The sequence below is a fragment of the Bizionia gelidisalsuginis genome (assembly GCF_008086185.1).
GTDB lineage: Bacteria > Bacteroidota > Bacteroidia > Flavobacteriales > Flavobacteriaceae > Bizionia > Bizionia saleffrena.
Genome location: NZ_VSKN01000061.1, coordinates 1 through 1987 on the forward strand (window position 1 = coordinate 1; position 1987 = coordinate 1987).

Sequence of the window (1987 nt, forward strand, 5' to 3'; positions counted from 1 at the left end):
GGTTGCTTACCCGAATAAATAGGCCTCTGTATACGGTTTCTGTTCGTCAGTACCGAGTTTTGTAGTCTCGCCTTCTTCAGATGTAACTTTGCAGTTACCACCCTTGCGACTTACTAATGCTTCTAGGCGTTACCCCAGCGCATAAGGGACTTGCACCCTCTAGATTAATTACTTACTTTGCTGTAAGTTAAAGATGCCCATACTGGGCACACACACCGTGTATAAACCATTGCTGGGTCTGTGCTCATCTGGAAAATTCTTGGGAATTTTCCAGCGTAGTTTTGTATCTTTAATGGTCCGTGCTTTAACACGCAACGGTCCATACACAACAACGTTAGCAACAAGGCAAGACCAACAACAGTAACTAACCAAAAAAAACATATGAAAGCAGTAGGATTTAACTTTGCAAAAAATGAATTTAGTTTTGCAGTACTTCAAAAAACAGCGAGCGCACCAACAATCATCGAAAAAAACAAAATTGTCCTACCGAATTTAGAAACGGATGAACTGATGGAATGGTTTGAAACTCAAATTTCACTAATTGTTGATAAACACAATCCAGATATTATCTCACATAAAATTTCGATTACTATATCATCTTTAGACCAAATAAAAACTTCTTGCTATCCTCAAGGTATCTTAAATTTAATCGCTAAAAAGAAAGGAATTAAAATTAATTCTTTCTCATCGCAAGCAATAAATGCAACGAAATTTGGAGAACCGAATAAGACCGATGTTTATAAATACATTGACCCAATAATTGGAATTCACAAACCTTATTGGAATAAAGCTATGAAAGATGCTGTTTTAGTGGCTTGGTTTAATATTTTATAAATGGCTAAAGAACAATTAGATAAATTTCAAATCATAGACCATATTGGTAGTGGTCATTTTGGCAATGTATTTTTATGTTATGACCCTTTTTTACAAAAAGAAATTGCTGTAAAAGTTATAAAAGTTACTGACCCAAATAAATTTGTAAATGCGGTAAAAGAAGGTCAAACGTTAGATGCTTGTAGACATAAACACATTGTTGATGTAAAAGATGTTCGTTCTGTAATTTTCAGAGGAGAACAAGTAGTTATAATTGTAATGGAATACCTATCAAAAGGCTCTATCCAAAAACATATTGAGAAAAGATTTATAACTGCAAAAGATTCTTGTCGAGTAATTCAGCAGGCGTTATTAGGTCTTGAACACGCTCACAACAATAACGTTTTACACAGAGATATAAAGCCAGCTAATATTTTATTTGGCGATTTTGACGAAGTAAAACTTTCCGATTTTGGATTAGCAATTAATTACCACGTTGAACCAAGTAATATTCAAGGTTATAGACCGCATCAACCTTTAGAAGTAATTGAAGGTAATCCGATGGACAGAGTTTCCGATATTTATGCAACAGGAATTACTTTTTATAGACTTCTGAACAATACCAATAAATTAGATTTTATATTTACGACAATAGACGAATGGAAAAATGCAGTAAAAAGAGATAAATTTCCACCAAGAGTATTTTTACCTCATATTCCCGAGAAAATTATTAGAATTTTAAAAAAATCAATTCATAAAGCGAAAGGAACGAGATACCAAAACTGTAATGATTTTCGACAAGCCATAGACCGATTAAATTTCGATATTGATTGGGTTCAAGTTGACGATGATAATTGGACAGGTCATTCAAATGGATGTAATTACGAAATGATTAAAGTCAAAAAAAGAAACGGATGGACGATTGACTTTAAAAAGAACGGAATAAGAAAAACAGAAAACTGTTGTAAAAATGTTCCTGACGATAAAGTAGAATCTGAATTTTTTGAGGTCATTAGAAAGACAACATTGCGTTAAAGCCCAGTTGCTAATCGAGTAGACGGCTGACAATCGAATGATTGCCAGTGCGCCTCTCACACCACCGTACGTACGGGTCTCGTATACGGCGGTTCAACGTTCATCTCAACAATTGCTCTTTACACCAATTGAAGCTACC

2 protein-coding genes are annotated in these 1987 nt (G+C 34.5%); both read left to right on the top strand.

The window, feature by feature from the left end; genetic code table 11:
* Positions 1–381 precede the first annotated feature (381 nt).
* Entirely contained in the window at positions 382–834 is a 453-nt protein-coding gene (locus ES677_RS15000; protein ID WP_148381697.1) for a hypothetical protein, read from the top strand.
* Positions 835–1848: a serine/threonine-protein kinase gene (locus tag ES677_RS15005; RefSeq protein ID WP_148381698.1), complete on the top strand. Its 1014-nt coding sequence runs from the start codon at positions 835–837 to the stop codon at positions 1846–1848.
* The last annotated feature ends 139 nt before the right edge of the window (positions 1849–1987 follow it).

Bases quoted from the DNA above. Each gene is read 5' to 3' on its own strand.
- ES677_RS15000 (WP_148381697.1), top strand. From the start codon at position 382: ATGAAAGCAGTAGGATTTAACTTTGCAAAAAATGAATTTAGTTTTGCA.
- ES677_RS15005 (WP_148381698.1), top strand. From the start codon at position 835: ATGGCTAAAGAACAATTAGATAAATTTCAAATCATAGACCATATTGGT.